The 25,646-nt window shown below is 39.9% G+C and carries 20 protein-coding genes; 10 read left to right on the top strand and 10 right to left on the bottom strand.

All coding sequences use genetic code 11. The features are described from left to right. Positions 1 to 25: 25 nt before the first annotated feature. Together dnaG and H3R33_RS01220 are read right to left on the bottom strand one after the other, a co-directional pair. Positions 26 to 1,852, bottom strand: coding sequence for a DNA primase (gene dnaG / locus H3R33_RS01225; RefSeq protein WP_198184567.1), 1,827 nt, complete (start codon positions 1,850 to 1,852; stop codon positions 26 to 28). Between the two features lie 17 nt (positions 1,853 to 1,869). Further along, positions 1,870 to 2,325, bottom strand: coding sequence for a GatB/YqeY domain-containing protein (locus H3R33_RS01220; protein WP_198184566.1), 456 nt, complete (start codon positions 2,323 to 2,325; stop codon positions 1,870 to 1,872). Between the two features lie 146 nt (positions 2,326 to 2,471). Here H3R33_RS01220 and carA point away from each other — a divergent pair, with 146 nt between their 5' ends. Further along, positions 2,472 to 3,863 carry a glutamine-hydrolyzing carbamoyl-phosphate synthase small subunit gene (gene carA, locus H3R33_RS01215; RefSeq protein ID WP_122123878.1) on the top strand — a complete coding sequence of 464 codons (1,392 nt, stop codon included), beginning with the start codon at positions 2,472 to 2,474 and terminating at the stop codon, positions 3,861 to 3,863. Between the two features lie 10 nt (positions 3,864 to 3,873). Next, a complete protein-coding gene (gene carB / locus H3R33_RS01210; RefSeq protein WP_198184565.1) occupies positions 3,874 to 7,122 on the top strand; it encodes a carbamoyl-phosphate synthase large subunit in 3,249 nt (1,082 codons plus the stop codon). A gap of 22 nt (positions 7,123 to 7,144) precedes the next feature. On the opposite strand, the gene H3R33_RS01205 is transcribed toward carB, so the two are convergent. Beyond that, the gene (locus H3R33_RS01205; protein ID WP_155572110.1) at positions 7,145 to 7,711 is read right to left on the bottom strand and encodes a chorismate lyase; all 567 of its coding nucleotides are present in this window, start codon (positions 7,709 to 7,711) and stop codon (positions 7,145 to 7,147) included. A 144-nt stretch (positions 7,712 to 7,855) separates the two neighbouring features. Here H3R33_RS01205 and greA point away from each other — a divergent pair, with 144 nt between their 5' ends. From greA to H3R33_RS01190, 3 genes are all read left to right on the top strand, one after another. Continuing rightward, complete coding sequence (greA, locus tag H3R33_RS01200; protein WP_155568355.1) at positions 7,856 to 8,329, top strand: transcription elongation factor GreA; 474 nt, start codon at positions 7,856 to 7,858, stop codon at positions 8,327 to 8,329. A 17-nt stretch (positions 8,330 to 8,346) separates the two neighbouring features. Continuing rightward, positions 8,347 to 9,549 carry a threonine ammonia-lyase gene (locus tag H3R33_RS01195; protein WP_122123881.1) on the top strand — a complete coding sequence of 401 codons (1,203 nt, stop codon included), beginning with the start codon at positions 8,347 to 8,349 and terminating at the stop codon, positions 9,547 to 9,549. Between the two features lie 360 nt (positions 9,550 to 9,909). Continuing rightward, entirely contained in the window at positions 9,910 to 11,085 is a 1,176-nt protein-coding gene (locus H3R33_RS01190) for an MFS transporter (RefSeq protein ID WP_122123882.1), read from the top strand. Between the two features lie 5 nt (positions 11,086 to 11,090). Here the strand turns inward: H3R33_RS01190 and msrB are convergent, their stop codons facing one another. Further along, positions 11,091 to 11,474, bottom strand: coding sequence for a peptide-methionine (R)-S-oxide reductase MsrB (msrB, locus tag H3R33_RS01185; protein WP_198184564.1), 384 nt, complete (start codon positions 11,472 to 11,474; stop codon positions 11,091 to 11,093). A gap of 366 nt (positions 11,475 to 11,840) precedes the next feature. On the opposite strand from msrB, the gene gpmI reads away from it, so the two are divergent. The 4 genes from gpmI to H3R33_RS01165 all read left to right on the top strand — a co-directional run bounded on the left by gpmI (position 11,841) and on the right by H3R33_RS01165 (position 16,986). Further along, entirely contained in the window at positions 11,841 to 13,367 is a 1,527-nt protein-coding gene (gene gpmI, locus H3R33_RS01180; RefSeq protein ID WP_110438366.1) for a 2,3-bisphosphoglycerate-independent phosphoglycerate mutase, read from the top strand. Between the two features lie 318 nt (positions 13,368 to 13,685). After that, positions 13,686 to 14,831, top strand: a complete 1,146-nt coding sequence (locus tag H3R33_RS01175) for a murein hydrolase activator EnvC (protein ID WP_110438367.1) — start codon at positions 13,686 to 13,688, stop codon at positions 14,829 to 14,831. A gap of 117 nt (positions 14,832 to 14,948) precedes the next feature. Beyond that, the gene (locus H3R33_RS01170; RefSeq protein WP_198184563.1) at positions 14,949 to 16,508 is read left to right on the top strand and encodes a S41 family peptidase; all 1,560 of its coding nucleotides are present in this window, start codon (positions 14,949 to 14,951) and stop codon (positions 16,506 to 16,508) included. 10 nt (positions 16,509 to 16,518) lie between these two features. Further along, a complete protein-coding gene (locus H3R33_RS01165; protein ID WP_155569506.1) occupies positions 16,519 to 16,986 on the top strand; it encodes an RNA pyrophosphohydrolase in 468 nt (155 codons plus the stop codon). Here the strand turns inward: H3R33_RS01165 and H3R33_RS01160 are convergent, their stop codons facing one another. The 4 genes from H3R33_RS01160 to H3R33_RS01145 all read right to left on the bottom strand — a co-directional run bounded on the left by H3R33_RS01160 (position 16,987) and on the right by H3R33_RS01145 (position 22,772). Then, complete coding sequence (locus tag H3R33_RS01160; RefSeq protein WP_198184562.1) at positions 16,987 to 18,567, bottom strand: DHA2 family efflux MFS transporter permease subunit; 1,581 nt, start codon at positions 18,565 to 18,567, stop codon at positions 16,987 to 16,989. Further along, a complete protein-coding gene (locus H3R33_RS01155) occupies positions 18,564 to 19,670 on the bottom strand; it encodes an HlyD family secretion protein (RefSeq protein ID WP_198184561.1) in 1,107 nt (368 codons plus the stop codon). Before H3R33_RS01155 ends, H3R33_RS01160 begins: the two co-directional genes overlap by 4 nt. A gap of 27 nt (positions 19,671 to 19,697) precedes the next feature. Beyond that, positions 19,698 to 21,455 carry an ABC transporter ATP-binding protein gene (locus H3R33_RS01150; RefSeq protein ID WP_198184702.1) on the bottom strand — a complete coding sequence of 586 codons (1,758 nt, stop codon included), beginning with the start codon at positions 21,453 to 21,455 and terminating at the stop codon, positions 19,698 to 19,700. Positions 21,456 to 21,572: 117 nt separating this feature from the next. Continuing rightward, positions 21,573 to 22,772, bottom strand: coding sequence for a CCA tRNA nucleotidyltransferase (locus tag H3R33_RS01145; RefSeq protein ID WP_198184560.1), 1,200 nt, complete (start codon positions 22,770 to 22,772; stop codon positions 21,573 to 21,575). Positions 22,773 to 23,168: 396 nt separating this feature from the next. On the opposite strand from H3R33_RS01145, the gene H3R33_RS01140 reads away from it, so the two are divergent. After that, positions 23,169 to 23,780, top strand: a complete 612-nt coding sequence (locus tag H3R33_RS01140; protein ID WP_196424959.1) for an ankyrin repeat domain-containing protein — start codon at positions 23,169 to 23,171, stop codon at positions 23,778 to 23,780. 15 nt (positions 23,781 to 23,795) lie between these two features. On the opposite strand, the gene H3R33_RS01135 is transcribed toward H3R33_RS01140, so the two are convergent. Both H3R33_RS01135 and H3R33_RS01130 read right to left on the bottom strand, forming a co-directional pair. Beyond that, a complete protein-coding gene (locus H3R33_RS01135; protein ID WP_110438373.1) occupies positions 23,796 to 24,899 on the bottom strand; it encodes a site-specific DNA-methyltransferase in 1,104 nt (367 codons plus the stop codon). Continuing rightward, a complete protein-coding gene (locus H3R33_RS01130) occupies positions 24,892 to 25,527 on the bottom strand; it encodes a ribonuclease HII (protein ID WP_198184559.1) in 636 nt (211 codons plus the stop codon). The genes H3R33_RS01135 and H3R33_RS01130 overlap by 8 nt, the downstream gene beginning before the upstream one ends. Positions 25,528 to 25,646 lie beyond the last annotated feature (119 nt).

Raw genomic sequence — 25,646 nt, 5'->3', positions numbered from 1 at the left:
TTATCATATCCCTAGCTAACAATTATTATAAGAAATCATCCTCCCGTTCATTGTTTGAACCTGTCCTGGCAATTTCAAGGGCTTTTACACGTGCGACAAAAATATTCTGATGCTGTTCATCTGGAGATTCAACCCATGCTTTGCGAGCCAGCTCAACCTGGTTTTCAAGTTCCTGAATATTCAATAACCCATAGAAATGCCACCATTGTTTTTCAATTAAATGTAAATCAAATTTTTGCGATAATTGATCTGAAGAAGAAATAGAAAATTCATCATTAATTGCATTAATTAAATCAGAAAAACCCTCTTTTTCAAGGAAATTTATTCTATCATCTAAGGTCGTTCCTTCAAAAGGAATTCCAACAAAAAATTCTCTCAACTTAATAAATTTTGCAGGCAAGTCTAGCTGACAAAAAGCGGACTCCACAGAAAAAAGAAGTTCTGGATAATGCAGCAAGATAGCGAATAAAATGCAAATCCTTTTATAATCAATCTGTTCCTTATCAATTTTTTGAATCCGATTTGACAAATTTACATCAGTTTTTTTTGCAAATGTTCCATATCGGTCGGCTTTTGGATAGAATTGCTGATAAAAGCGATCCAATAAAATACGGCGATATTCCTTTGACAGAATCTTGTCATCAATATGCTGAGCAATTGAAATTAGCCGCGTTTTCAACGCAGCCCGTTGTTCAGGGGATTTTATATCCACATGAGCCGATACAATCCCGTATATGGCATCACATAAGGATTGTTTTTTAGGAATAAGCTTTAAAAATGCCTCTCCACCCTGATTCTTAACAAAACTGTCAGGATCCTCACCTTCGGGAAGTGTCAAAAAATTCAATGTATGTTCAGAAGTTAAAATCGGTAAAGATTCCTCAGCTGCATGCAACATGGCCTTGTGCCCAGCCCTATCCCCATCAAAACAGAGAACGGGTTCGGGGGTTACACGCCATAACAAACCCATCTGATCTTTTGTCAAAGCCGTACCCAATGGTGCAACCGCTCCATGAAATCCTGCCTGATATAACGCAATGACATCCATGTACCCTTCAACAACGAGAACTGTATTATATAATGGATCCACCTCCTTTCTCACAAAAAGTGATGATAAATGATTTAGCCCAAATAAGGTGCGACGCTTTGAAAATAAAGGGGTTTCCGGACTATTCAAATATTTCGGCTGTCCATCGCCAATAATTCTTCCGCCAAAAGCGATAGGTCGACCCTTACGATCATGAATGGGATAAATTACTCGATTAAAAAATAGCTCCCCACCCCATTCAGTCTCAGATTTTTTTCGTAGAAGTCCAGCCTCTCCAATAAGTTCAAGATCATATCCTTTTTCCTTTAAGAAATGGATAAGACCTCCACGACCATCTCCAGACCATCCCAGTTTAAACGTTTCAAAAGTTTCTTTCAGAATTCCGCGTTCAAGTAGATATTGCTTACCTGCCTTAGCCAAAGGTGTATCTAGGGCCAAACGATAATAATCCTGTGCGGCAAGCATAACATCGTATAAACTATGCTGCTTTTCAATCCTTTGCCTGTCCTGATATGTCTGTTCAGGAATATCCAATCCCGCCAGCGCGGCAAGCTCTTTAATTGCCTCACCAAAGGTTCTTCCCTCACTTTGCATAACAAAGGAAATAACATCACCATGGACACCACATCCATAACAATGAAAATGATCCTCATAAATATAAAACGAAGGTGTTTTCTCCCCATGAAAAGGACAACACGCTTTCCAGAAACGCCCTGAACGAGTAAGTTTTACTTTCCGTCCGATAACGGTATGAATCGGGATACGTTGCCGCAATTCTTCCAGAAATCTTTGATCAAACGCCACAAATCACCCTAAATAAATTAAGAGAGTTTAGCCTTTACCAATCCGTTTACCTTAGAAAAATCAAGAACAGAACCATAATTTTCCTTTAGGTAACCCATAACCTTGCCCATTTCCTTAATAGACGAGGCTCCTGTCTTTTCCACTGCCTCATCTACAACGTCCCGCATTTGATCTTCATTTAGTTGCGCAGGCAAAAACGTTTCAATAATCGTGATTTCCCCCTGTTCCTTTTCAACCAAATCCTGACGATTTGCCTTTTGGTACATTTCCACAGATTCACGACGGGACTTTACCATACTTTTAAGCATTGTGATAATTTCATCTTCGCCAACCTGATCAATGCCCTTTGGACGAGCATTAATATCCAGATCCTTCAATTTGGCCCCAATCATCCGTAACGTGGTGACTTTGCCTGCCTCTTTAGCCTTCATGGCGGTTTTCAATTCTTCTTTAAAACGTTCACGCAAACTCATTTCTTTCTCCATTCTTAAAGTATAGCATTTTTTGATAAGGAAAAAAATTCCTATCATATTTATTTACATTCAGTGCTGGGATTTTTTTTCCCAATCCTATATACATATATTAATAATTATATTCGTCCAACATAAGGTCTAGGGACATGACAGATATTGACACAGTTATTTCCAAGCTCGGCGGTATTGAAAAGGCGGCCAAGATTGCCAGAGTCTCTACCGAAGCAATTCGCAAATGGAAGCAGGCTCATGCCATTCCTTCTAAACACTGGGCTACAATAATACAAGCAACAGGATTAACTTTAAAAGATTTGCAACCTGAAAAAAATAATTATGACGATAATTCTATCAGCTTAAAGACCCAACGCCCATCAAAAGCAAATGCCATCCTTTTACTGGAGGATGGAACCGTCTTGTGGGGAATGGGATTTGGTGCCCATTCTTCAAAAAACAACCTTGCCCTTGGAGAAATCTGCTTTTCTACCGGAATGACGGGATATCAAGAAACCCTCACAGATCCATCTTTTGCTGGCCAGCTTATTACCTTTACCTTTCCACACATTGGAAATGTAGGTACTAACGACGATGATAACGAGGCAGATACAATTGTTGCAAAAGGACTGATCATCAAAGAAAAAATTACTGAACCTTCCAACTGGAGATCGACCAGTCATTTAAACAGCTGGCTTAAAAAGCAAAATGTGACAGGAATTTATGGAATTGACACTCGTGCCCTTACCCTCCTTATCCGTGAAAAAGGCCCACAGAATGCTTTGATCTTCTGGCCTGAAGACGGAAATTTTGATCTGGAATTTTTACGGAAAGAAATTAAAAGATGGCCTGGATTAAAGGGAATGGATCTCGCAAAAGAGGTTACTTGTCCAAAATCCCATTCCTGGAAAAAAGATGTCTGGTGCTGGAAAAGCGATAAAAAAAATCAAAACAAGCCTGCCTATAAAGTCGTGGCCATTGATTACGGTGCAAAATATAATATTTTTCGTAATCTTGTCAATGTCGGATGTGACCTTGTCGTTGTTCCCGCTACAGTATCAACTGAGGAAATATTGAGCTATAGCCCTGATGGTGTTTTCCTTTCGAATGGGCCTGCAGACCCAGCGGCAACAGCTCATTATACAGTTCCAGTTTTAAGGGAGTTGCTAAAAAGAAATATTCCAATTTTCGGAATTTGTCTTGGCCATCAGCTTTTGGCTCATGCCTTGGGCGGTAAAACTTACAAACTGGATCAGGGACATCGCGGGGCAAATCAACCTGTTAAAGATTTAAAGACGGGCAAGGTTGAAATTACCAGCCAAAATCACGGTTTTGCTGTTGATCCCAAAAGCTTACCCGATACCGTACACGAAACGCATATCAATTTGTTCGACCATTCCAACGAAGGGATTGCCTCAAAGATTTATCCGGCCTTTTCCGTACAATATCATCCAGAAGCAAGCCCCGGCCCAACCGATAGCCATTATCTTTTCAAACGCTTTGTTGAATTGATGGATCAGCATTCCTCTTCCCATAAAAGATCATAGAGTAACCAATATGCCTAAAAGAACTGATATATCTTCAATCATGATTATTGGTGCTGGTCCAATTGTTATTGGCCAGGCCTGCGAATTCGACTATTCGGGTGCCCAAGCCTGTAAGGCCCTGAAGGAAGAAGGGTATCGCGTAATTTTATTGAATTCGAATCCCGCGACAATCATGACAGATCCTGATATGGCTGATGCAACCTATATCGAGCCAATTACTCCTGAAACGGTAGAACGCATTATTCTGAAAGAAAAACCCGATGCCATTTTACCAACCATGGGGGGACAGACAGCTTTAAATACCGCCATTTCCCTTGCAAAATCAGGTTTTCTAGAAAAAAATAATGTTGAGCTGATTGGCGCAAAAGCCGATGTTATCGACCGGGCGGAAGATCGTTTGAAATTTCGTGAGACCATGGATGCCATTGGTATTGAAAGCCCTCGCAGCGCCATTGCTCATTCTATGGAAGAGGCAAGAGAATCCTTAAAGAAAATTGGATTACCTGTGGTCATCCGCCCCTCTTTTACTCTGGGTGGTTCTGGGGGCGGTATTGCATACAACACGGATGAATTTGAAAATATTATCAGTGCGGGTTTGGATGCCTCTCCAACAACAGAAGTCCTGATTGAGGAAAGTATTGTTGGATGGAAAGAATATGAAATGGAGGTGGTCCGTGATAAGGCGGATAACTGTATCATCATCTGTTCCATCGAAAATATTGACCCCATGGGAATTCATACCGGGGATTCAATCACCGTCGCACCGGCACTGACTCTCACCGATAAAGAATATCAACGCATGCGGGATGCCTCGATTGCATGCCTGAGAGCGATTGGGGTTGATACAGGTGGATCAAATGTTCAGTTCGGTCTGAATCCAAAAAATGGACGTATGGTCATTATTGAAATGAATCCCCGGGTTTCGCGTTCATCCGCTCTGGCTTCAAAAGCCACCGGTTTTCCCATCGCCAAAATTGCGGCCAAATTGGCGGTAGGTTACACCCTTGACGAACTCAAAAACGATATTACCAAAACAACACCTGCTTCTTTTGAGCCAACCATTGATTATATTGTAGTTAAGATTCCCCGCTTTACCTTTGAAAAATTTCCTGGTACCCCTGCCCTGCTCAATACAAGCATGAAATCTGTTGGTGAGGCGATGGCTATCGGACGTAGCTTCCCGGAAGCACTTCAAAAAGGTCTGCGTTCTATGGAAATCGGCTTGACGGGACTTAATCCGGTAACCATTCCGGGAGATGGTGACGAAGATTCTTTCCGTGCAGCTCTTTCCCAACCAAGACCCAATCGAATTCTAGTGGCCGCTCAAGCCATCCGTGCGGGAATCTCACTGGAAAATATCCATGAAGCCTGCCATTTTGATCCATGGTTTTTACAACAACTTCAACAGATTATTCTTGTTGAAAATCAGATCGAGAAAAACGGATTGCCCTCTGACCCATTTGAACTAAGAAATATCAAGGCTATGGGATTTTCTGACAAACAGCTTGCAGAATTGACACAAAAGTCAGAAAAGGAAATCGCGCAATATCGTCAAAAACTCAACGTTAATCCAATTTACAGACGAATTGACACCTGCGCGGGTGAATTTGCCTCTTCCACTTCTTATATGTACTCAACCTATGAGGGTGGTTTTAATACACCAATTTGCGAGAGCCATCCAACTGATCGTGAAAAAATCGTCATTTTGGGGGGTGGCCCCAACCGTATTGGACAGGGCATTGAGTTTGATTATTGCTGTGTTCATGCTTCATATGCTTTAAGGGAAGCGGGATATGAAACCATTATGGTCAATTGCAACCCTGAAACTGTCTCAACCGATTATGACACGTCTGACCGTCTTTATTTTGAACCTCTAACGGCAGAAGATGTCATTGCGCTTATTCGTCGCGAACAGGAAAAAGGGGTCTTAAAGGGATGTATCGTGCAATATGGTGGACAAACGCCACTTAAACTCTCCAAAGCACTGGAAGAAGCTAACATCCCCCTATTGGGTACTCCAGCGGATGCTATTGATCTTGCAGAAGATCGGGAACGTTTTCAGGCCCTGTTACAAAAACTTGGTTTACGGCAACCGTCAAATGGAATTGCTCATAATGCCGAAGATGCCGAAATAATTGCGGAAAAAATCGGTTATCCAGTGGTTATTCGCCCCTCATATGTGCTGGGCGGACGAGCCATGGAAATTGTCCATGATAGAAATAGTCTGCATCGTTATCTGAATGAGGTTCTTTCCTCTGCTGGTGTCGATGTATCTTCCGGCCCATTATTGATTGACCAATATCTTAATGATGCCATTGAAACCGATGTAGACTGTCTGGCCGATGGAGAGGATGTCTATGTCGCCGGTGTAATGGAACATATCGAGCAAGCCGGCATTCATTCTGGTGACAGTGCCTGCTCTATTCCACCTTACACCCTTTCACCCGCCCTGGTAACAGAATTGCAGGCACAAACCACGACCCTGGCAAAAGCTTTGGGGATTGTTGGATTGATGAATGTACAATATGCAATCAAGAATAATGAAATATTCATATTGGAAGTCAATCCACGCGCCTCAAGAACTGTTCCATTTGTTGCAAAGGCAACCGGGGTACCCATTGCCAAGATTGGGGCAAGAATCATGGCCGGGGAAAAATTGAGATCCTTTTCGTTAAAACAGCGTTCTGTTAGAGGTCATGTCGCCGTTAAAGAAGCGGTGTTCCCTTTTGCACGGTTTCCCAATATAGATATCATTCTCGGCCCTGAAATGCGATCTACAGGTGAAGTCATGGGTATTGACACGTCATTTGAACGTGCCTTTGCAAAATCTCAGTTGGGTGCCGGTGTAACCTTACCCTTAACAGGCAATGTTTTCCTTTCGGTACGTCATAGTGATCGGCCCTCTCTATTGCCTCTGGGCAGAAAACTGACAGAAATGGGATTTAAAATTCTGGCCACACGTGGAACAGCTGAAACCTTAAAGAATGCTGGTATTGAAGCCAAGGTGGTTAACAAGGTATTGGAGGGTCGTCCACACTGTGTCGACGCGATCCTTTCCGGAGAAGTCCAGCTAATTATCAATACTGTTCAGGGTGCACAAGCAACCGCCGATAGTTTCGACATACGCCATTCTGCGCTGAACCATAATATACCCCACTATACAACTATGGCAGGTGCCGCCGCCGCCGTCCATGCCATTGCGGCTTTGCGTGAAGGCAAACTGGACGTGGCCCCACTGCAATCTTATTTTAATCATTAAAATTCTAAGGTTATTTTCTTAACTAAAGCAGGTGATTATTATAAACCTGCTTTTTTTTATTAACTATATGTTTCCATAAATCCGGTAAAAATACTTCTTGCACAAGTACTGATTGACTGGAACAAATGAATACCGATCTTCTTGCCCATAAATCAACATGGCGATAATCTATTGGCAGGAGTTCTCTAGGATATTTTGTTATTTCAATTTTTGACCTTTCAAAAACATCTTTTTGAAATAATACAGACCCGAGCGGTTTATTGCCAATTGCCTGAAAAAGGTTTCCCCTACGATCCTCCCCTTTGGACAGGATAATGCTACGGGCATATATCCAGGCTTGACCTTGTCCCTCCAAAACAACCTGCCTGACCTGTTTCAGACTTGGATAACCAACCTCTAATATCCCGCATTCATCTTCCCTGATTTTTTGTTTTTGTTCAGACAGACGCTTTAATGAAAATTGATTTCGACTTAAACGAATTAACCGTTTTGTCAAAGATTCCGAATTGAACAGCCATTCATCTTCATGGGTTGAAAGACGGGATTTCCATCGGGAATGATCTGCCCAGCATAACTTTTTATGATACATGAAATCAAATATAGAGATTGAGAATTGATTTAGAAATAAAATAATGTAATATGCTACAAAAATTTTCTTTATAGAAAAATATGTTTATAATAACAATTGTATTTATATAATATTCTTAATTTGTTTCTTAAAGGACATTCAACTTTGCAAAAATTTCCAATGACGGCTCAAGGGCTACGACGTCTGGAAGAAGAGCTACGCAGACTTAAAGATAAAGAAAGGCCAGAAATTATACATGCGATCGCTGAGGCACGCAGTCATGGCGACCTTTCTGAAAATGCAGAATATGAAGCGGCGCGTGAACGCCAGTCTTTTACTGAAGGACGCATACTGGAACTTGAACAGATAATTTCATCGGCTCAGGTTATCGATCCATCAAGCCTATCAGGAAACACTGTTAAATTTGGCGCAAAAGTTGTTTTGATTGATGAAGAAACAGAAAAAGAGTCCACCTTTCAAATTGTTGGACTTCATGAAGCCGATATCAAATTAGGTCTATTGTCAATTTCATCCCCTTTGGCCAAGGCTCTGATCGGTAAGGAAAAAGGAGCAACGATCTCTGTCCCTGCACCTGGGGGAGATCGATCTTATGAAATCCTTGATGTTATCTACGCTTAACCCCTGATTATACTATTATGATTTCAATTAACGACGTCCATGATGCGGCGCAACGGATAAATAAAAATATTATCCGCACTCCCACCCTGTTTTGTCAGTCCCTGTCAAAAAGAGTAAATGCAGATATTACCTTGAAACTTGAAAATCTTCAAGCCGTTGGCTCTTTCAAGGAACGTGGGGCTGCCAACCGACTTGCCCTGCTGACTGAAGAGGAAAAAAAACGGGGGGTTATCACCGTTTCAGCCGGCAACCATGCCCAAGGCGTTGCACGCCATGCACAATTACTTGGCATTGATGCGATTATTGTCATGCCCAAATTCACACCTGTGACAAAAATCAACCGAACCGCGGCCTGGGGTGCCAAGATTGTTTTGGAAGGTGAAGATTTTACCGAGGCCACCCAATATGCCAATCAACTCGCCAAGGAAGATGGACGTGTTTTCATTCATCCTTATGATGATCCCGCAGTCATGGCTGGACAGGGAACATTGGCCCTGGAAATTTTCGAGGATACAAAATCAGACCTTGATTACCTGATTGTTCCCGTTGGCGGAGGTGGACTGATTTCGGGATGTGCTGTTGTAGCTGCCGCTTTAAGACCCTACACAAAAATAATTGGTGTTCAAAGCGATCGTTATTTTTCATATTCCTTTGCCACCCATAAAGCGTTAAAACCGCCTGGCGGTGCAACCATTGCGGAAGGTATAGCCGTTCGCAAACTAGGTTTTTATCCTTTTGAAGTCATAGAAAAATATGTGGAAGATATCGTTTCCGTCCCAGAGGAGGCCATTGAGGATTCTATAACCCTTGTAGCGGAACATGCCAAGCAAATTACCGAAGGAGCGGGGGCAAGTGGTCTGGCTGCCATTCTAACCTATCCAGAACGGTTTAAGGGTAAAAATATTGCCTTTCCCATCAGCGGGGGAAATATTGATACACGTATATTGGCCAACACCCTACTTCGAACCCTCTTACGGGAAGGAAGACTATTACGTCTAAGATTCTCAATTCCTGATCGTCCAGGTGTATTGGCTGACATTTCCCACATTATTGGAACTGAAAAGGGTGGAAATATCATAGAGGTATCACATCAACGGTTATTCTCGACCTCAAGCGTTCAATCGGCCATTCTCGAAATTATGGCGGAAGCACGCAGTGCAGAACATGCAGAGGAAATTATACAAAGTCTTCGAGAAAAATATACTGTCGAAAGAATTTAGTCTGAATTGATTGAATACAGATATATTTCAACCAATTCGTATTCAATCACCTTAATTAATTCAATGATTTTAAATCCTGTATAAACATTTATTTTAAAATTTATTTAAAGCTATTGAATTAAACATTCAAAAATATTTTTTGATAAATTCATAGTCATATTTAAACTTTTATATAAAAAATTAATACAATTAATTATAACACTTTTAAATTACTTTTATTATTCATCAAATTATTTATAAAATATTGAGTATTCACCAAATAAAGTAATTTTAAACTTAATTATTTCTTTTAAGCTGCTTTTTAAAGAAAATAAATCATATATAATCAATTCTTCATAACAATGACAATTTCAAGATTTTATGCCACTTTATTTTCTTAATCTGTTTAATTTTCTTGTAGCCGATGTTCGGGACGGTTTAGGACCTTTCCTAGGTGTGTTTCTGCAGCAAAATCATTGGCAAGTTAATAAAATCGGTTTTGTCATGACATTGGCTGGGTTAACCAGCATAATCATCACCACACCCGTAAGTATGCTGATTGATCATATTCGTTACAAAAAAAATATAGGTATTATTGCCACAATCAGTATCATTATCGGCTGCTATTTTATCTATCATTATCCCAATTTGCCAATGACAATCATTTCTCAAATGTTAATTGCCATTGCCGGAGCAACCCTTATTTCAGCAACAGTCAGCATAACAATGGGATTGGTGGGACCCGATCTCTTTGATAAACAAATTGGGTATAATGAATCATTTAACCATGCAGGAAATGCTTGTGCAGCCCTTATAGCCGGAATAGCAAGTTATTATTTTGGATTAAAGGCTATTTTTATTTTAATGAGCTGTTCAGCATTCCTGGCTATTACAGCCCTTGCATTAATCCCATCCAGACAAATTGACAATAAAATTGCACGGGGATTAAATGTCAACCAAACCAGTCCCCAACCCTTTTTCAAACTCTTAAAAAATAAAAAACTTTTTATTCTTGCTGTTACGATCGGTTTGTTCCATCTTGCCAATGCAGCGATGCTTCCACTTTTAAGTCAATCAATGGTCGCAAAAAATATTATCAATAAACCAGGATCCTATACCGCCATGACGATCATAATTGCTCAGACAACAATGATCCCAATGGCCATTTTTGCCGCGTTTTTTGCAAAACGGCATGAATATAGAATTCTGCTTGTTTTAGCCCTTGTTGCACTACCTGCAAGAGGATTACTGATTGGAACAATTCAACATCCCCTTGTTTTGCTTCCTGCCGAAATTCTTGACGGTGTTGGTGCTGGCCTGATCGGTGTTGCCATCCCTGGAATCGTTGCCAAGATAATGCAAGGATCAGGACGATTTAATACGGGACTAGGCATCATCTTCACATGTCAGGGATTATGCGCATCATGCAGTCATTATCTTGCAGGAACAATAGCAAAATACCATGGTTATGATCAGGCTTTTCTCACGCTTTCACTGATTGCCCTTTGTGCCCTGGTTTTCTGGCTGGTTTTTACTAAAGACGTATCTTTTGGCTAAATGAACTATTTTATTTGTCTTTCAAAATTGAGTGCAATCCCGTTGATACAATACCTTTCCCCATTTGGCGCAGGTCCATCCTGAAACAAATGACCCAAATGTGCCTTACATCTGGCACAATGAACCTCAATCCTTTTCATATGATGACTTGTATCTACTTCCGTTTCGACCGCACCATTTATTACAGAAAAAAAAGATGGCCAGCCACAACCACTTTCAAATTTCATATTTGCCTTGAACAGGGGTGCATGACAGGCAATACATTGGTACACCCCTTCTCTCCATTCATAATTCAAAGGGCTGCAGCCGGGTGCTTCAGTACCATGATCTCTGATAACGTGTAATTGCTCTGGAGTTAGATTCATCATCCATGAATTCTCTTTTTTCATTTTTAAAACCTTTATATTTTTAATTTTTTATAAAAAAATCTATTATTTGCAAATTATTTCAATAATAATAAATAATTTTAATTTATCTAAACAATTATACTTATATTTATTAATTATTTTTATATAATTTCGTTAAAATTACTGATATTATTTCAAGCATTAAATAAATATCCCCATGAAATCAGATTATGAATCATAATACTATGATTTTCCAAAATATGGTTAGTTTATAAGATCATAGTCAATCATTGATAAAATTTAAATTCTGGTTGCATTCATTTATCTACTTAACTAACTTTTAACTATATAACGTTCATCAAAAACAAAAATCAAAACGATCCATGAACAAATAAACAGGACATAAAAATGACTCAAAAAAAATATCGCCCCGTTATGCTGACAATCCTTGACGGATTTGGGTATAACCCAAATAAAAAAGATAATGCTATTGCCAATGCCAGTATTCCCAATATTGATGCACTTTTTAAAAATTCTCCACACGCTCTTCTTGATGCAAGTAATGAAGATGTTGGATTGCCTCATGGACAAATGGGAAATTCTGAAGTCGGACATATGAATATCGGCGCTGGCCGTGTCATTATGCAAGAACTTCCAAAAATTACCCATGCCATTAAAACTGGAGACATTCTGAAAAAACCATTGTTTAAGGATTTTGTTGAAACCCTGAAGAAAAATGGCAAGACTTGCCATTTACTCGGACTTTTCTCACCAGGAGGCGTGCACGCCCATCAGGAACATGCCATTGGTCTGGCCAAGGCCTTACACGATTATGGCATTAAAGTTGCACTACATGTCTTTACTGATGGACGTGATACTCCTCCTGAATCTGCGAGGGGCTATATTGAGACGGCTTTAAATGAACTACCAAAGGATGTAAAGATTGCCACTGTTTCAGGACGTTATTATGCAATGGATCGTGATAAACGTTGGGATCGTGTTGAAAAAGCCTATGATGTTATTGTAGAGGGCAAGGGTCCTCACAAAACGGATGCGTTAGCTGCAATCTCTGAATCATATAATCAAAAAGTTACCGATGAATTCATCGTGCCAACAGTTATTGGTGATTATAAGGGAATGGAGGATCAAGATGCCGTTTTATCCTTTAATTTCAGAGCTGATCGTATCCGTCAGTTAATGGATGCGTTATTGGAACCTGATTTTACAGGTTTTAAACGTACCAAAACCGTCCAATTTTCTAAAGTGTTGGGGATGACACAATATAGCGATACATTAATCAAGAAAATGGGCGTGCTATTCCCACCAGAAACATTAACCAATGTTCTGGGTGAAATCGTTTCCAACGCTGGATTGAAACAGCTCAGGGCTGCGGAAACGGAAAAATATCCTCATGTCACTTATTTCTTGAATGGTGGTCGTGAAGACCCCTTCCCTGGCGAGGATCGTATTCTGGTCAACTCTCCAAAAGTTGCAACTTATGACCTTCAACCTGAAATGTCGGCACCCGAATTAACTGAAAAAGTTGTAAATGCCATCAACAGTGAAAAATATGACCTGATCGTTGTCAATTTCGCAAATCCTGACATGGTGGGTCATACAGGTAAGATTGATGCTGCCATTAAAGCGGTTGAAGCGGTTGACAAAGCTATAGGAAAAATTGTTCCAGCCATCAGGAAACAACATGGAGCCCTAATTATTACGGCTGACCATGGAAACTGTGAAATGATGGTTGATGAAAAAACTGGTGAACCTCATACTCAACATACGCTTGACAGAGTTCCCGTTATCCTTGACGGTGTTGAAAATGTTCAACTGCATGACGGTCGTTTGGCAGATCTGGCACCAACGATTTTAAAATTGATGAATTTACCACAGCCCAAGGAAATGACAGGTAAAGTGCTGATCAAAGAATAAAATATTTATCAACCGAGTTTTGCATGTCACTAACGAACCTTTAGAATAATTCATTCTAAAGGTTTTTTATGATCTTCATTTTATCACTGTAAAATTTTAATATATCAATGATTGAATATTTTTACATAAATTGAATTTATCGAGGCCGTTCTGAAACTCTGTCATTTATCTTCATTTTTTAAATTTCATGTTTTTATATTTATAATCCAGATAAGTATTTTCCTTACCGGATTACCCCATCATGCCTGTGCTCAAGAGCAAAAGCAAACGAGATTACAGCAAATTCTGAATAAAAGCGAACAAACACAAAAAAAGCTTTTGAAAGAAAAAGAAAAAATAAATTCAAATTTGGAAACTATTCAAAAAGAAAAACAACGTGCAATTTTAAAAGCCCGGCAAGATAAAAAGCGAACGCATCAAATCAATAACAATATGGTTCAGGCAACTGAAAAACTACAGACAACCGAAACCCGAATTCAGGAAATTAACAAGGAAATAACAAATCTGAAATCTAAGATTGTAACCTTGAATATACAGTTGCAAAACGAATCAAAAAATTTTTCCAAATTCCTCCCCTTAATTGAACGGTTATCCCTATATCCCTCAGATACATTACTCGCGGCGCCTTCGCCATCCTCTCATACAACAATAGGTTTGTCCATCATACAGAACCTATCCAAGCAGCTGGAAAATCAGGCAAAAGTTCTTAAGCAACATAAAGAGGAAATCAATCAGCTACAAAATCAATTTACAATTCAGATCACGAATCTTGCCCAACTTCACAAAAAACAGGAAAATGAACAAAATCAATTAACCAAGGCTTTAAAGCAGGCCCGCATCACTCAACAGGAATCTGCCAAAACGGTTTTTGAGATTTCCCAGAATGCCGCTAATGCAGCTCAGAAGGCGCAAAGTCTTAATGATGCAATTCGACAGATCAATCTAACAAAAATCAGGGCACAACGCGCTTTAAAAGCTGAAATTATCCGCGCGCAAAGAGCACATAATATGGCACGATTGCAGAAAGCACGAAAAGAGTCAGCCATGATCTCATCAGCCAACAACGGTCCTGGTCTCAATTCAAGAACCACATCCAAGGCCAATGCACCCGTCATCGGACCCATTGTCTCATTATGGGGAAGTAAAACAGAAACTGGTCCAGCGCAGGGAATTACCTATGCCCCCCAATCTCAAGCAACAGTCCGTTCCCCTTGCAGCGGATTAATCGAGTTCGCTGGACCTTTTAGAGGGTATGGGCACATGATCATTCTGAATTGTGGAAAAGGCTACCGGTTCGTGTTGGCTGGTATGGATAGTTTATCCGTAGCCATTGGACAATCGATCCAAAAAGGGATTATGATCGGTCAAATGCCGGCCTGGTCAGGCGGAAAAACCGGACGTCCCACCCTTTTTGTGCAATTACGACGGGGCGAGAGAGCAATCAATCCATCTCCTTTTTTATAAGATAATTTCGTTTAATTTTATAATGGTAAAGATATTTCTTAACATATAACATGATTTTATTTATAAAAGACAGGTTAACATTTCCACTTTAGGATCAAGTATTAGGAGAAAATCAGCATGAAGTTCCGTACAGGATTATTGCTAGGTACGACACTTTTTATCGCTGGCATTGGATTGGGATCACAGATTCAAAATTGGATACGGTCGGATAACCAACTGACCATTCAAGCATTGGCCGAAGATGTAAAAAAAGATCAGGTACAAAATAACAGTGCTGAAACCTATCGCTTACTCACCTTGTTTGGAGATGTGTTTGAACGCGTTCGAGCCGGCTATGTTGAGCCTGTTGCGGACAAGGACTTGATCACCAATGCGTTGAATGGAATGTTGACAGGACTTGATCCCCACAGTTCATATATGACGGAAAAACAATTTGCCAACATGCAGATTCAAACCAAAGGTGAATTTGGTGGCCTTGGCTTGGAGGTACAAGAAGATGAGGGGCATATTAAGGTGGTTTCACCAATTGATGGAACACCTGCCGCACGGGCCGGTATTAAACCCGGGGATTATATCATTGCGATTGATGGCAAAAATATTGACGGAATGACCCTAAATGCAGCCGTCGATAAAATGCGTGGCAAACCTAAAACACAAATCACCCTGACTTTGATCCGTCTGAAAGAACCGAAACCTATTAAAGTAACCCTGATCCGTGAAATCATTCACATTCAAGTAATAAAGTCAGCTCTTTATGATCGTATAGGCTATATTCGAATTTCTCAGTTTAACGAAGAAACAGAGAAAAATATGCGTCAGGCCTTTGATAAACTACAAAAAGAAAGCAACCACAAACTTGCCGGTCTGGTCATTGACCTTCGTAATGATCCAGGCGGGCTACTTGATCAGGCTATTTCTGTCAGCCGGGATTTCATTAAGGAAGGTGCCATTGTTTCAACCAAAGCACGCAATCCTAAGGATAATCAAAGATGGAATGCCAAGGGGAAAGATATTACCAACGGATTGCCTATTGTCGTTCTTATTAATGGAGGTTCAGCATCGGCAAGTGAAATCGTGTCTGGAGCCCTGCAAGATCATCATCGTGCTGTCCTCGTAGGGGAAAAAACCTTTGGTAAGGGATCTGTTCAATCTGTCATGCCTATTCCTGGAAATGGTGCAATCCGCCTAACGATAGCGCGATATTACACACCATCTGGCCGTTCAATCCAGGGGTTGGGTATCAGCCCCGATATCATGGTGCAAGATAGTTACGATGCACCAGAATTTAGCATTCGTGAAGCTGACCTAAATCATATTATCAAAAATGAAGGCGGAAACCAAACCAAAGCTCCCATCAGAAATGATCTACCTGCAATTGCGAAATCAATACCGGCCCAGCCTCCTAAAGATTGGGCAAAATTTGATTATACGAACCCCTCAACTGATTTCCAGCTACAACAGGGTCTAAAAGTTGTAAGATCCATGGCCGGATTATCCAATGATAAGTCTTTTCCTATCCCATTAAAAAAATCGGCCTCTTTAGACAGTCAGGGTAAAAATACCGTTCAGAAAAAACCTTCCAACGATAACAAAGCCAATTCTTCAAAACAAGAACAAAAGCAGCCCAATCATCAGGACAAGTCTGTTCCTGATCATCCTGCTATCCATTCCAAATAAGGATTTTATCATGAAAGCCCTACCTTATCGTCGTAATGTTGCAGCTTTTATCCTTAACAAAAAGGGGGAAATTTTCATTGCATTACGCCATGATCTGGCAAAAGATGGGATATGGGCCTTTCCCCAAGGTGGGATCGACAAAAATGAGACCCCGCAAGAAGCGCTTAAACGTGAATTGTTGGAAGAGATTGGTACAAGTAACATAGAAATTCTGGAGGAATATCCCGAATGGTTATCCTATGATTTCCCATCCAATATAATTGGCAATCCTCTTAAACGTAAGTATAAAGGACAAACCCAAAAATGGTTTGCTGTTAGATTTCTGGGGAAAGATAGCGATATTGATCTAAATACCCATAATGAAAAAGAGTTCAATGAATGGAAATGGATTTCATCTTCCGAATTGGCGAAAATCAACACCGGGTTCAAACATGATCTTTATCAAAAAATAGCCGAATATTTTCATAAATACATGTAATTAGCTATCTGCCTTTTTTTTCTTTGCTGTATAGCCATCCAGAAAAAAACAAAATGGTACGAGAAGAAAAGCCAAACAACCTAAAATCATAAATACATCGTTAAAGGCCAAAATTGCCACCTGTTTAATGAAATCCTGATAAAGATACTTCATGGCTGTTTCTGCCTGATCCTGTGTTGCATATCCCAATTGCTGAGCCACTGCACGCATATGTGTCAAATAATCATTAAAAGGCTGATGGAAAGGAGACATCCAATGTACCATGTGTGCCTGATTTACCTGCCTTCTTTCAGTGATTAAAGCTGTTGCTCCAGAAATACATAAGGCTCCCAACACGTTTCTTGTCATACTAAACAATGCCGAAGCATCTGCATTATATTTTTCTTCAATTGTCATAAAGGCAATAGTTGAGAGAGGAACAAATAGGAAAGCGAGGCAAACCGATTGTGATATCCTGTACATGACCAAATGCAAAAAATCCGAATTTGGCACCAAGTTGGCTGAATAAAACAACGCGCAGCCGAATAGGAAAAAACCCATCGCTATTACATAACGTATTTGAACAACATTGATCACTTTGCCAATAACAGGAATTAAAATGATGATGGCAATCCCACCTGGTGTCAGAACCAATCCCGAAAGAAAAGCCGTGTATCCAATAATCTGCTGCGTAAATTGTGGAACAATTACAGCTGATGCATATAGACATCCACCCAATCCAGCCATTAAAATTGAGCTTATTGCAAAATTACGATCTTTGAATACTTTTAGATCAACAACAGGTTTTTCTGTATAAAGAAGCCATATTATTGCGCCTATGATACCAATTACCGAAAAAAAACCCAACCAACAGATGAAAACCGAACCAAACCAGTCAGCATTTTCCCCACGATCCACCATGACTTCCAGACAACCAAGTCCCAGTGTTATTAAGCTGACTCCAATATAATCAATTCGTTCACTACGCTTTCTGGCCCATGGCGGATCATCAACAAGCATAGCCACCGCAAACACTGTTATGATTCCGACAGGAACGTTAAGAAAGAAAATCCATCGCCAGGAATAACTATCCGTGATCCATCCGCCCAATGATGGACCCAATACAGGAGCAACCACAGTGGCAACTGCCGTTAATCCGAAAGCTGCCCCTCGTTTATCTGGAGGGAAAGTATCGAGAATTATCGATTGCTGGTTTGGTTGAAGCCCCCCCCCAAAAAATCCTTGCATTAGGCGGAATAAAACGAGCTGAGCCAAGCTATTCGCGATACCACATAAAAAAGAAGATACGGCAAACATGAATATACAAATAAGAAAATAACGTTTTCGTCCAAGGATCCTTCCTAACCATCCCGAAATTGTTAAAACAATTCCGTTAGCCGCCAAATAGGAAGTCAATGACCAAGTCGCATTATCATAGGTTGTTGATAAACTACCGGCAATATGGGGCAAAGATACATTGACAATTGTCGTGTCCAGAATTTCCATAAAAGCGGCAAGAGTTACGACAATGGCAATTAACCATGGATTATGTTTTGGCTTCCATTCCTCTTTTACGGTATTTAAAGTAGCGGATTGACTCATTTCGTGTAAACCGTTGGCACGACTGAAAGACCTATGGCCAAGGGAACCTTGGGATCCAGTCCTTCATCAATCAATATTTTAACAGGAACACGCTGTACAATCTTGACATAGTTACCCGTAGCATTTTCTGGTGGAAAAGCACTAAAGACAGAGCCCGTTCCTGCCTGGATTGAATCAACATGGCCCTTTAGTTTCATAAATGGATATGCATCCACCTCAATTTTGACCTTTTGACCCGGACGAACATTGGTAATCTGTGTTTCCTTGTAGTTTCCAATTACCCAAACCTCTGGCTCAACTATGGATAAAAGGGATTGACCAACGGTTACATAACTGCCCTGCTCAACGTTACGTTTGGAAATCCATCCATCATGCGGTGCCCTGATTTCAGTCCATCCAACATTTAAAACGGCCGTTTCCAATTGTGCTTCCGCTGCCTTAACAGCCCCACCCTGATCAGAAACCTTACTTTTGACATTGCCAATATTGGCTTCGACTGGAGTGGCAATTAAATAATTACCTTCAGCTCTGTCCACTTCCGCTTTTGCCTGGTTAAAAGCGGAAGTGGCATAATCAATCGCCTGCTGGGTTGTAGCAGGACGCGCAATATTATGTTGACGAACATAATCCGTTTTGGCTTTGAATAATTGCGCTTTCGCGGCTTCCAGTTGTCCCTCGGCAACTTTTAGCTGACCTGGATAATTCTTTTTTGCAACTTCCAATAAATATTGTGAGGCAAGATACTGGGCTTTTGCCCTTTCCAAATTACCTTGCGCCTGTAAAAGAGATGCTTTGTAATCCCTTGCATCAATCCTCAACAAAACCTGACCCTTATGGACAAACTGATTATCATTGACCAATAATTCAGTCACGTAACCATTGACATGCGGTGCGATCGTAATGGCACGCCCGGCGGTAAACGCATCATCCGTACTAACATCATTACGTGTAAACCACCAATATAAACCAATTAAAATGACAACAATGATCATAATGAAAAACATTAGATACCCGATTGCCTTTTTTTTATTTTTGGGATTGGTGGATTTTTTTTCTTCAGATGAATCAAGATCCTGTTTCGAGTCAGTTGTATCCGCTGTCATAAATGTCCATCCACAATGATAAAATTATTAATAATCCAGATTCTGAGTCTGTATCAATCTGGCATACATGCCCTGCTGTTTCATTAAATAATCATGATTTCCCTGTTCTACAACTTTTCCATCCGAAACAACGATAATGACATGGGCTGTTCGTATAGTAGACAAACGGTGGGCCACAATTAAAGTCGTGCAATCCTTTCGCAGTTTAGCCAAGGCTTTTTGTATGACATGTTCACTTTCCGTATCCAATGCACTTGTCGCTTCATCCAATAACAATAAACGAGGGTTTCTTATTAACGCACGTGCAAGGGCAATTCTCTGACGCTGACCTCCTGAAAGACATTGTCCACCATGACCAACATTTGTATCCAGGCCTTTTGGTAAATCTCCAAGAAAACGATTGATAGCTGCCCCTTCCAAGACTTTTTCGATCTCCTCTTTGCTTGCATACGGATTACCGATCCGAATGTTATCGATAATAGACATATCGAATAACAACGGATCTTGTGGAACATAGGCGATTGCTGAACGCAATTCATGAATTTTGATGTTCCGCAAGTCAACTCCGTCAAAAATGATCTGTCCCTGCTGTATATCGTGTAGACGGGGGATCAAAGTCAACGCCGTTGATTTTCCCGCACCCGAGGGACCAACCAGGGCAACAGTCTGGCCCGGTTCAATTTCAAAATTCAAACCATGCAATCCGACTTCACGACCTGGATAAATAAAATGCACATTTTGAAATTGAATTTTCCCTTTTCCATTAGGTAAAGGCAGTGCATTCATTTTATCTTTTATTTTGATAGGTTGATCAATAATATTAAAAATACGGTTTAGACCAGATATGCCTTCCTGCATTGCCGCATTTAAAGATCCCAAAGCCCGCAACGGTCTTGCCGCCAAAAGCAAAGCCGCTACAAAGCCTGAAAAATCCCCCAAGGTTGCACCGCCCATCGCGGCACGCCAGCCAGCAAATCCTAAAACCGCCGCAACGGCACTTCCTCCCAAAACCTCCATAATTGGATCAACTTTTGCACGACCTCGAATAATTTTTAGAGTAGCATCATATAATTGATCAAATGATTGACCCAACCGTCTGATTTCACGCTTTTCCATTCCATAGACACGAACGGTTCTGGCCTGTGAAAAAGTCTCATTCAATAACGCTGCGGTTTTTCCAACCTGTTCCTGCATATTTCCGGATGCTTTGCGCACTCGCTTTCCCAATTTTTGAATAGGTACAGCAGCGATTGGATATAATAGAGCCGCGATTAAACTCAACTCCCAATCCATATAGAACATCGAAACAATCAAACTAATAACCGTAATTGCATCTCCAAACGCATTAACCATTCTTATCATGGCTTCACGTATGGATAATGCATCAGTGGTAAAACGGGCGGAAAGCTGTGCGGGGGCTTCCTTTTCAACTAACGAGATATCTGCATGAACCAGATGCAAAAACATTTTTTTCTGCAGCCCCCGTATAATCTGTAAAACCAAATCTTGTACGGAAAGCGTCTGAATATATTGTGACGCGGCCTTTGCGGCCGTCACCATAACAACCAGGGCGGGGATCTGATACAAAATTCGAGGATCATTATCCTTAAACATATCCAATGCACGCTTTATCACCAAAGGGTATAAAGCTGTCAATCCGGCCATAAAAATTGTCGAGATAACAATCAATAAAATACGTTTCGGATAAAAACGTATTTGCTCTCTCCATAAACGTTGAAGAAAAGGCCAGCTTTTATCTTCCCCCAGTATCAGGGATAAAATCATCTTTCTTTTAGTTTGTTTCTTATTGTTTTTCTGTTCTTGATTCACACTTTGATACTTTTACATGAAGCAAATGATATGAAAGCTTTTTAACCCAAATTAATATATTAAATCGAATATTTAATCTGTATTTTTCAAACTGTGTCTTTTTAACCACTCTATACAATCCAAGGCGGAAGCATAACATCCACCATCAATCCACCATATTTTAACCGATTCAAGAATTTTCCCCATTATTGGACCTTTTTCAACTCCTAGTTCAATTAAATCCTTACCTTTTACGGGGAAAACTGGTGTCGGTATATCAATAACCCGTTTACGCCATTTATCCCATAGAATGAAATCATCATCCCGGTGTTTAATCTGTTCTAGCCAGCTTTGGCCAATAAGAACGTCAAGAGAATATAATGCCTTTAATTGAACAAGCCGCTTATCCGATACATCGGCTTTTAAGGATAACGGTTTTTCCAATCTTGATAAGAATTTAGCATCTTTACTGGACAATTTAAACTTTTTTGCAACTATTGTGGCAGACCCCTTAATTAAGGCAGACAGGCGGATAATTGCATTATCAGGCACTCCTGCCGAGATAAGTTTAACAAACGGATCAAGACGATACCCAAAAGGCATTAGAACGGTTAAAACCCCATATCTATCCATCAAATTTAATACATCCCCAGCTCTTGGACCCGTGATAATCTTTCTTAATTCTGACCAAACTCGCTCTGCCGACAAAGTATCAAGCTGTGTCGCATAAAACTGAATGGCATTCACAGCATCTAAATCCGGTTGGGTTTTTCCATAGCGCGCATAAAAACGAAAATATCTTAAAATCCTTAAAAAATCTTCTGCAATACGTTCATGTGCCGTTCCTACAAAACGAACATGACCTAATGAAAGATCTTCCTGTCCATGGAAATAATCCCATAATTTTCCGTTTTTATCACAATATAAAGCATTAATTGTAAAATCACGTCTGGCAGCATCCTCTCGCCAGTCCTGTGTCCAAACAACCTTGGCATGTCGCCCATCAGTCTTAATATCCTTACGTAATGTCGTTATCTCATATGAATGATGATTTATTATTGCCGTAACTGTTCCATGTTCAATACCTGTAGGTATCCCCTTTATCCCTGCCCGACTTAATTTTTCAATTATACGGTCAGGGAGATCCATGGCTGCGATATCAATATCAGAAATTGGTTTCTGAACAAGCAAATCCCGAACCACACCGCCAACTAAACGTGCATCAGGAAAAATATCCCATAATTTTTTTAAATCCTTTTTGGATTGATCAGGTAATTTATCCAAAATATTCATGAAACAGTCACTTTTATAATCATTCTATTGAAACGACCCATCCTATTCCTTAGAGATTAATTCAACAACAGACCCATCAATAATTCTTTGCGGCTTTGCAAACCCGTCAGTAAACAATACAAAATTAAAATTATTTTCTTGAAAATTTATATCATTCCCATTTCAATTCTTTCTTGATGAATAATGGTTATGTTATAAATCTATCATGTCCACATCATCCCTATTCTGAATTTTATCATTATGTCATAACAAATAAACTGTAAATGCATATCCATGAACTTAATATGCAAAATATCTTTTGAAATATGATATAAAGAAAGTGTTTCTTATTCATGATTGATTTGATAAAAGAAATATTAGCTTTAGGATTTTGGTTTCTATCAAGAGAATAATCACATGAATTATCAATCTCGTTTATTATCTTTGCTATTCTGCCTTGCGTTCAGCGGATATTTTACATTACCTGTCCTGTCTGGCGTTGCCCAGACAGCAAAAAACAACCCTGAACAAAAAACATCAAAAGTAACTTCTTCATCCAAAAACAACAAGCAAAATAGTCAAGCAAACAAAACATCAACAAATGATGACGATGATGATCCAACTGATGATGATTCAAATGATGATGATAGCAAAAATCCAACACAATCCCTCTTTGAAGCGATCAATGTCGGGAACCTTTACGCTGCACAAGATGCTTTAAACCGTGGTGCCGATTTACATGCAACCAACGTCTTGGGTCAAACACCTCTGGAAATGTCCATTGATCTTAATCGCGATCGCATCACCTTTTTGCTTTTGTCAATGCGTGGCTATAATAACTCACCTCAAAAACTAAATGGTGATAGAGAAATATCAACGGTTTCGGTTAAAAGTGAAAAAGGATATTTATCCATTAAAGGTCAAAATCAACGTAAAACTGTTTCAAATCTCAACCAATCAAACACATATTCACATTATAACAATATTTCCAAACCTGAAATCGGCTTTCTCGGTTTTAACAAAAGCTAGGTTTTACATTTGAATTTAAGATTTGGCCAATTTAGTCATTGCATTATATTCATTACGCAATATATCAAGAGCATATAATCCTCCATTTCTTTCGAAATGCCAAAAGGTCCATCCATTACAAGAAGGTGAATTTGTTACAAGGGCCCCAATTTTATGAATGGAACCTCTTTTGTTTCCACTGATAACAGTGCTATCGGATGTTACTGTAGCAAAAACGCGTTTATTTCGATCCATCAAGATTGTTCCTGGCTGAATAAATCCCTGTTCAATCAGGTTTCCAAAAGGAACACGAGGAATCTCTCGTTTGGAAGGGGTGACTTTAATATCTTCAATCGATAACGGCTTTTCATTGTTCACACGTCGAAGGGCGGCTTTCATATAGTCTGGATGACGCTCAATCCCGATATAACGTCGCTGAAGTTTTTTTGCCACGGCAAGGGTTGTTCCAGTTCCAGCAAAAGGATCCAATACAACATCTTCAATATTTGTAGAGGACAAGATAACGCGATATAGCAAGCTTTCTGGTTTTTGGGTCGGATGTAATTTTAGTCCATGTTCATTTCGAAGTCTTTCATGTCCAGTACATAAAGGCAGAAACCAATCAGAACGCATCTGAATATCATCATTTAAGGTTTTCATGGCCTGATAATTGAAACAATATTTACTATCAGCATCTTTGGCTGCCCATATTAATGTCTCATGCGCATTGGTAAATCGTCTTCCCTTAAAATTTGGCATGGGATTGGATTTCCGCCAAACAATATCATTCAAGATCCAGAAACCAAGATCCTGTAAAATTGCTCCAATTCTGAAAATATTATGATAGGAACCAATAACCCAAATTGTTCCATTTTTTCTCAATAAACGATGACATTCCTTCAACCAGCTTCGACAAAATTGATCATATAGTTGGAAACTCTTAAATTTATCCCAATCTTCATTAACCCCATCCACAATTGTATCATCTGGACGACGCAATTCTCCCTGTAATTGCAAATTATATGGGGGATCGGCAAAAATACAGTCAATTGACGCAGAAGGTATGGTTTTCATGACCTGAATACATTCACCATTCAAAATCTGATCCAAAGGTATATTTAATTTTACTGCTTCACTCATAAAATCCTTGACCTTTTACTTGCTCTTTTTGCTCTACATCCATTGAAAACGAAAATTGTCTTACGGTGATATATCCTTGGCGATGATGTGGAGAACAACCATATTTCCTCAAGGCCTCACGATGCATAACCGTTGGGTACCCCACATTATGCTCCCATCCATACCGATCCCATTTCCGTGCCAGACCAACCATCAGCTTATCGCGCAAAACCTTTGCGATAATTGATGCCGCAGCAATTGAATATGAAAATCCATCCCCCTTGATAATGGTTTGCGTGGCACATCCAAAATCAGGAGCGATCGTTCCATCAACCAATACAAGATCAGGAAGAATATTTAGTTTTGATACAGCCCTTTGCATTGCCAAACTGGCGGATTTCCTGATATTTAATTGGAAAATTTCATCAACTGATGCCGCGGCAACACCAATCTTGACATGCGGCATTTGATTTAAAACCACATAAATTTCTTGTCTCAATGCAGGTTTGATTTTCTTTGAATCATCAAGCAATTCTGAAATATCCTCAGGAATATTTTCCTGAAACATTACAGCGGCAGCAACAACAGGACCAGCAAGACAACCCATTCCCACTTCATCCACGCCTGCAATTGATACTTTATGATGCATTCTACTCAAATAATTCGTTTCTAAACCAATAACCTACTATACTCAACGAGTCGCAAATGAATAGCCCTAAAATGAAAAAAATAAAAAAAGCTGTTAATAACTTCTGATTAACAGCTTTT

This window comes from Commensalibacter sp. B14384M2 (genome assembly GCF_016101865.1).
In the GTDB taxonomy this organism is placed as follows: domain Bacteria; phylum Pseudomonadota; class Alphaproteobacteria; order Acetobacterales; family Acetobacteraceae; genus Commensalibacter; species Commensalibacter melissae.
The sequence above is the reverse complement of the archived record's forward strand: the minus strand, read 5'-3'. Positions and strand labels throughout refer to the sequence as shown.

Bases quoted from the DNA above. Each gene is read 5' to 3' on its own strand.
- H3R33_RS01165 (WP_155569506.1), top strand. From the start codon at position 16,519: ATGAAAGCCCTACCTTATCGTCGTAATGTTGCAGCTTTTATCCTTAAC.
- H3R33_RS01155 (WP_198184561.1), bottom strand. From the start codon at position 19,670: ATGACAGCGGATACAACTGACTCGAAACAGGATCTTGATTCATCTGAA.
- H3R33_RS01135 (WP_110438373.1), bottom strand. From the start codon at position 24,899: ATGAGTGAAGCAGTAAAATTAAATATACCTTTGGATCAGATTTTGAAT.
- gpmI (WP_110438366.1), top strand. From the start codon at position 11,841: ATGACTCAAAAAAAATATCGCCCCGTTATGCTGACAATCCTTGACGGA.
- H3R33_RS01190 (WP_122123882.1), top strand. From the start codon at position 9,910: ATGCCACTTTATTTTCTTAATCTGTTTAATTTTCTTGTAGCCGATGTT.
- carA (WP_122123878.1), top strand. From the start codon at position 2,472: ATGACAGATATTGACACAGTTATTTCCAAGCTCGGCGGTATTGAAAAG.
- H3R33_RS01140 (WP_196424959.1), top strand. From the start codon at position 23,169: ATGAATTATCAATCTCGTTTATTATCTTTGCTATTCTGCCTTGCGTTC.
- H3R33_RS01205 (WP_155572110.1), bottom strand. From the start codon at position 7,711: ATGTATCATAAAAAGTTATGCTGGGCAGATCATTCCCGATGGAAATCC.
- H3R33_RS01150 (WP_198184702.1), bottom strand. From the start codon at position 21,455: ATGATTTTATCCCTGATACTGGGGGAAGATAAAAGCTGGCCTTTTCTT.
- H3R33_RS01195 (WP_122123881.1), top strand. From the start codon at position 8,347: ATGATTTCAATTAACGACGTCCATGATGCGGCGCAACGGATAAATAAA.
- H3R33_RS01170 (WP_198184563.1), top strand. From the start codon at position 14,949: ATGAAGTTCCGTACAGGATTATTGCTAGGTACGACACTTTTTATCGCT.
- carB (WP_198184565.1), top strand. From the start codon at position 3,874: ATGCCTAAAAGAACTGATATATCTTCAATCATGATTATTGGTGCTGGT.
- H3R33_RS01145 (WP_198184560.1), bottom strand. From the start codon at position 22,772: ATGAATATTTTGGATAAATTACCTGATCAATCCAAAAAGGATTTAAAA.
- H3R33_RS01130 (WP_198184559.1), bottom strand. From the start codon at position 25,527: ATGCATCATAAAGTATCAATTGCAGGCGTGGATGAAGTGGGAATGGGT.
- H3R33_RS01220 (WP_198184566.1), bottom strand. From the start codon at position 2,325: ATGAGTTTGCGTGAACGTTTTAAAGAAGAATTGAAAACCGCCATGAAG.
- msrB (WP_198184564.1), bottom strand. From the start codon at position 11,474: ATGAAAAAAGAGAATTCATGGATGATGAATCTAACTCCAGAGCAATTA.
- H3R33_RS01160 (WP_198184562.1), bottom strand. From the start codon at position 18,567: ATGAGTCAATCCGCTACTTTAAATACCGTAAAAGAGGAATGGAAGCCA.